This is a genomic window from Streptomyces sp. SolWspMP-5a-2 (assembly GCF_900091845.1).
Taxonomy (GTDB): Bacteria; Actinomycetota; Actinomycetes; order Streptomycetales; family Streptomycetaceae; genus Streptomyces; species Streptomyces doudnae.
Genome location: NZ_FMCI01000071.1, coordinates 1 through 5,043 on the forward strand (window position 1 = coordinate 1; position 5,043 = coordinate 5,043).

Annotated in this window: 6 protein-coding genes; 1 reads left to right on the forward strand and 5 read right to left on the reverse strand. The window is 72.7% G+C overall.

Annotated features, from left to right (window positions below; all coding sequences use genetic code 11):
• Positions 1-540: 540 nt before the first annotated feature.
• Complete coding sequence (locus GA0115242_RS06655; RefSeq protein ID WP_093825496.1) at positions 541-807, forward strand: GlsB/YeaQ/YmgE family stress response membrane protein; 267 nt, start codon at positions 541-543, stop codon at positions 805-807.
• A 22-nt stretch (positions 808-829) separates the two neighbouring features.
• On the opposite strand, the gene GA0115242_RS06660 is transcribed toward GA0115242_RS06655, so the two are convergent.
• The 5 genes from GA0115242_RS06660 to GA0115242_RS06680 form a co-directional block, all read right to left on the reverse strand.
• Complete coding sequence (locus tag GA0115242_RS06660; protein ID WP_093825498.1) at positions 830-1,414, reverse strand: TerD family protein; 585 nt, start codon at positions 1,412-1,414, stop codon at positions 830-832.
• Between the two features lie 64 nt (positions 1,415-1,478).
• Positions 1,479-2,063 (reverse strand): hypothetical protein, encoded by a 585-nt coding sequence (locus GA0115242_RS06665; RefSeq protein WP_093825500.1) that lies wholly within the window; start codon positions 2,061-2,063, stop codon positions 1,479-1,481.
• 184 nt (positions 2,064-2,247) lie between these two features.
• The gene (locus GA0115242_RS06670) at positions 2,248-2,796 is read right to left on the reverse strand and encodes a hypothetical protein (protein WP_093825502.1); all 549 of its coding nucleotides are present in this window, start codon (positions 2,794-2,796) and stop codon (positions 2,248-2,250) included.
• 146 nt (positions 2,797-2,942) lie between these two features.
• Entirely contained in the window at positions 2,943-4,337 is a 1,395-nt protein-coding gene (locus GA0115242_RS06675; protein WP_093825504.1) for a cation:dicarboxylate symporter family transporter, read from the reverse strand.
• A 323-nt stretch (positions 4,338-4,660) separates the two neighbouring features.
• Positions 4,661-4,849, reverse strand: a complete 189-nt coding sequence (locus GA0115242_RS06680; RefSeq protein WP_093825506.1) for an antitoxin — start codon at positions 4,847-4,849, stop codon at positions 4,661-4,663.
• Positions 4,850-5,043: the final 194 nt, after the last annotated feature.

Here is a 5,043-nt window from a genome sequence, read left to right on the forward strand (position 1 = left end):
GGCGGTCGGCCGCGTCCGCCGCTTCCCGGCCCGCGCGCCTCGGGGACGGTACGGCGCCCGTCACCGGTCGGCGCGGCGCCGGGTCCGGTGCCGGGCGCAGGTCCGGATCGGCTGCGGGTGGCCCGGCCGCCCTGGCCGTCCCACGGGTCGCTCATGTCCCACTCCCACGAAACGGTCGGGCCTGTCGGGTCGGTCCGCCGACGGGAGGCCGGGCGGGCGCGGCGGAGGACAGGCGGGTGGAGCGGGGCTCCATTTCGATTGCGTGATTGCGCAATCTAACAAGGCCCTGGCCTGCGGAGCACCGCCGGGACGTGGATTCACAGGTGAGAGATGTCATGAAACCGACCGGTCCCGCGTACCGTCCGGCCTCGCGCCGAATGTCCCGATCAGGTGACAGAACCTCAACGGGACGCCCGCGACTTCCCGGCGGCTCTCGTCAACCCGCGCCCATATTCCTAGAATTGCGCAAACACGCAACACCAGGTCCGGCGCGCTCCCACGGGAGCGCGCCGGACCCGAACCGACTGGAGGAACAACGACGTGGGCATCATCAGCTGGATCATCCTCGGACTGCTCGCCGGGGCCATCGCGAAGATCCTGCTGCCCGGCCGCGACCCGGGCGGCCTCATCGGCACCACCCTCATCGGCATAGCCGGTGCGTTCGTCGGCGGCTGGCTCTCCGCCCACTTCTTCCACCGCTCGTTCGAGAAGAACTTCTTCGACCTCTACACCTGGGGTGCGGCGATCGGCGGCTCGCTGGTCCTGCTCATCCTCTACCGGGTGCTGTTCGGCAACTCGCGCGACTGACCCGCTCGTCACCGCGTCCCGGTCAGAGGTGGCCGGAGATGACGGGCAGCAGATCCTGGAACGTCCGCCCCGAGGCGGGTTCGCCGATGGCCTTCAGCTCCCATCCGCGGCCCGCCCGGTGCAGCTTCGCCATGATCTGCGCGGTGGCGGTGCCGCCGCCGCTGAGCGTGTAGCGGGCGAGCTCCTGCCCGTTGGTCTCGTCGACCAGGCGGCAGAAGGCGTTCTGCACCTCGGCGAAGGTCTGCCCGGTGAACGAGTTGACCGTGAAGACGATCTGGTCGACGTGCACGGGGACCCGGGCGAGGTCCACGAGCACGACCTCGTCGTCCCCGCCCGCCCCGGCGCCGCCGGTGAGGTTGTCGCCCAGGTGCCGCACCGAGCCGTCGTCGCTGACCAGGTGCTGGAAGAAGACCACGTCGGCGAGCTGGCCGCCCGCGAAGAGCAGCGCCGAGGCGTCGAGGTCGATCTCCCGGGGACCGGCGAGCTTGGCCAGGAACCCCTTGCGCTGCGCGGCCTGCCAGCCGAGCCCCATCCGCACGGCGGTCAGTTCGCCGCCGTCGGACTTGCTCAGGCTGATCTGCTGGCCCTTGTTCAGGTTGACGGACATGGTGTGTCTCTCTTTCTCTGGTCGGGCTGTCGTACGGCCGGGTCCCGTCGTCCCGGCGTGCCTCCTACCCCGGGAGGGACGGGTCGGGCAGGTGGCGTCGCAGGTAGGGCAGCACGCCCCGGTCGAGGAGGGCCCGCCGCCATCTCCGTCTGGCCCGTTCCGTCCCGGACCGGCCGGGACGCCGCCCGCCCTGTCCCCTGACGGCCGTCACCAGCAGCGCCAGCAGTCCGGAGATGGCGGTGACCGCGCCGAACCCGGTCAGCAGCCACCCCGCGGTGCGCGCCGACAGGGCGAACTCGGAGACCGGGCCCCACAGGCCGGCGCCGTAGCCGATCAGGAGCAGGACGACACCGGCCGCGGCCGAGACCGGCGGGGCGAGGACGGCGAGCAGCAGCAGGCCGGTCGATCCGGTGGCGGGGCCCCGGCCCGTCGAGGTCGCGCGGGCGGCGAGGTAGACGCGGTACTCCTCGTCGGCCGCCGCCGCTATCTCGTCGGCCGCGGCCAGCGCGCGGGAGCGCAGCCGCACCGCGGCCTCACCGCTGGGGTCGGCGCGCAGCGCGTCCCGTATCTCCCGCTCCTCCAGGGCCTGGTGCAGCAGTTCGACGAAGTCCGCGCGGTCCTGCGGCCAGATCCCGGACGTGGTGTGCAAGCCCGCCTCCTGACCTGCGCGGATCTCCGCGCGACGCGGCGCTCCTGGGAGCGCGGGGGCGTGTGCGGTACCGGGGGCGCGGCCCGCACACGGGCTCCGGACGGACCACGGACCCGAGCTGAAATCTACAACACTGTAGAAGTAAGGGAGGAGGGGGACGGGCCCTGCGGTGGCCGAGAACCCCCTATCCCACGGCGGTGCCGCGGGTGCGGGCGTCGTCGTCGGGGAGGGCGGGGCCGGGCGGGCCCTCGATCCTGCGCAGCAGGAAGGACTCCAGTGCCGCGTCGAGGAGCGCGGGTTCGCCGGCCGCCGCGGTCCCGGGGCGGTCCGGCTCGTCGTCGCGGCGGGTGCTGGCCTTCACCAGGAGCCAGATGAAGTCGCCGACGGCCGCGCCGACCGCCACCGCGCAGATCAGCACCCCGGCCATGATCAGACCGTCACCGACGTAGGGGCGTCCGCCGAGGGAGCGGACGCCGTACCCGGACAGCAGCAGGACGAGCCCGGCGAGGGCGGAGACGCGGGGCGCGAGGAGCGAGGTCTCGGCGCGTTCGGCCCGTGCCGTCGCCATGATCTCGCCGCGCGCCTGCCACGCGCCGCTGCGCAGGTCCTCGCGGCCGAGGCCGCCGGGCCGCCGCGCGAGGGCCTGCGTGACCCGGTCGAGGCCGAGCGCCCGGTCGAGCGCCCGCTCGAACACCGCGCCGGAGTCCGCCTCCGAGCCGCCCGCATCCGTCATCCGTCCCCCCGACACTTGAAGATCCTGCCGCCCGAGAACCGGCCGCCACGCCCGCGGTGGAGTCGCGAGTCTAATAGTTGGGGAGTTGCGCAAGCGTCAAAGCGAGGGACGGTCGTGGCCGGGCCGCGCCGACCCGGCGGCGGCCGTCAGTCGGCCCGCACCGGCGCGACGGGCGACGACTCCCGTGCGGACACCGGAAGTTGGTCCGGAATTCGACTCTCCGGCGGAGTGTCGTCGTCCGGCACGAAGACGTCCTCGCCGTCCAGCACCCGCTTGGCGCGGGCCGTGTCCAGCGCGCCCTCCCAGCGGGAGACGGCGAACGCCGCGACGCAGTTGCCCAGCAGGTTGGTGGCGACCCGCATGGAGTCCATGATCCGGTCCACGCCCAGCAGCAGCGCCACGGCGCCCGCCGGGATGACCCCGAGCGCGGAGGCGGTGGCCGACAGGGCGAGGAACGCGGACCCCGGCACGCCCGCCATGCCCTTGCTGGTGAGCATGAGCATCAGCACGACGGTGATCTGCTGGCCGAGGCTGAGGTCGACGCCGACGGCCTGCGCGATGAAGAGGGTGGCGATGGAGAGGTAGATCGAGGCGCCGTCCAGGTTGAAGGAGTAGCCGGTGGGCACGACGAGGCCCACCGCGTCGTCGCGGCACCCGGCGTGACGCAGTTTCTGCATCATGCGCGGCATCACGGCCTCGCTGGAGGCGGTGCCGAGGGCGAGGACCATCTCCTCCCGGGTGTAGCGCACGAACTTCCACAGACTGAGCCCGGTGAACGCCTTCAGCGCGAGAGCGAGCAGCAGCAGGAAGAGCAGGGCGACGGCGTAGCTGGTGCCGATGAGCGTGCCGTACGTCGACATCACGCCGAGTCCGTACTGGCCGACGAGATGGGCGGTGGCGCCGAAGACCGCGAGCGGCGCGAGCCGCATGACGAAGCCCACGATCGCGAAGACGACCTCCTGCACCTGCGCGACGGCCGGGAGGACGGCGGGCACCTTGGTGTGGCCCAGGTGCAGCAGCGCGGCGCCGACCAGGCAGGCCAGGACGAGGACCTGCAGGAGCGCGTTCTCGGCGAAGGCGCCCACCGCGCTGTCGGGCAGCGAGTGCAGCAGGAACTCGCCGGTCGACGGCAGGGAGCCGCCGCCGGTCCGCGCGTCGACGGCACCGGCGTCGAGCGTGGCGGGGTCGACGTCCATCCCGGCGCCCGGCCGTACGAGGTTGCCCGCGACCAGGCCGATGAGCAGGGCGAACGTCGTCGCCACCTCGAACCAGACCAGCGCCTTCACCCCGATGCGGCCGAACGCCCGCATGTTCCCTGCCTTGGCGATGCCGGTGACCACGACGCAGAAGACGAGGGGCGCGATGACGGCTTTGACGAGGCGCACGAAGCCGTCGCCGAGGGGCTGGACGGCGGTGCCCACCTGGGGCCAGAGCCGTCCGACCAGGATGCCCAGCAGGAGTGCGCAGGCGACCTGCGCGAAGAGGGAGGTTCGCAGAAGGCGTGCGATGCGGCGCGGCACGGACGGTACAGGGAGCGACACAGGCAATCCTCCGAGCAATTCCGCCTTGCGGAACTCGTTTTCCGTAAGGTGCCCGCCACTATGGAACACGTCACGGATGCGCAGAACCCTCCGGACGTTCCCGGAGCAAAGATTGGAGGTTCACCCAAGCGACGGCGGGCCCCCGCGTCCGGCACGGATCCGCACGGACGGTGCCGCCCCCGCCGCCCGGGGGTACCCATCTCCACCACCGCCGGACGCACGACCGCCCGGGACGACGGGCGCTGTCGGTCGTGACGCGCTCGTCGTCCCGGGCGGGAGGCAGGCCCCGTCGTCCGGTGGGCGGCGGGGGTCCTGGCGAGGCCCTACCGCTGGTCGTCGGTGGGCGGGCGGTTGCCGATCTGTTCGTCGAGCTTCCGCTGGGCCATGTCGACCTGGCTCTGGTACTTGTTGCCGGTCCGCGCGTCGAACGCGTCACCGGCCTTTTCGACTCCTTGGCGGGCCTGGTCCTCGTGCCCCTTGAGCATGCCCTTGAGCTTGTCGAGCATCGACATAACCATCCTCCTCGCGAATGCCTGTCCCTGACAGGATGACCAGGTTTCTCCTGGGTCGCACCCCGGGCGGGCTACCGGCCCGCGAGCAGCGCCGCGACGCCCTCGGCGGCGGCGCGGTGCCAGTGGCCGCCGCGGCGCAGCATCGCGTGGTCGCCGCCCGCCACCAGCTCGGAGCGGGTCCGCGCCCCGGCGGC

What these genes read in the sequence shown, in the direction of transcription:
- GA0115242_RS06660 (WP_093825498.1), bottom strand. Translation starts at nt 1,414, where the DNA reads ATGTCCGTCAACCTGAACAAGGGCCAGCAGATCAGCCTGAGCAAGTCC.
- GA0115242_RS06670 (WP_093825502.1), bottom strand. Translation starts at nt 2,796, where the DNA reads ATGACGGATGCGGGCGGCTCGGAGGCGGACTCCGGCGCGGTGTTCGAG.
- GA0115242_RS06680 (WP_093825506.1), bottom strand. Translation starts at nt 4,849, where the DNA reads ATGTCGATGCTCGACAAGCTCAAGGGCATGCTCAAGGGGCACGAGGAC.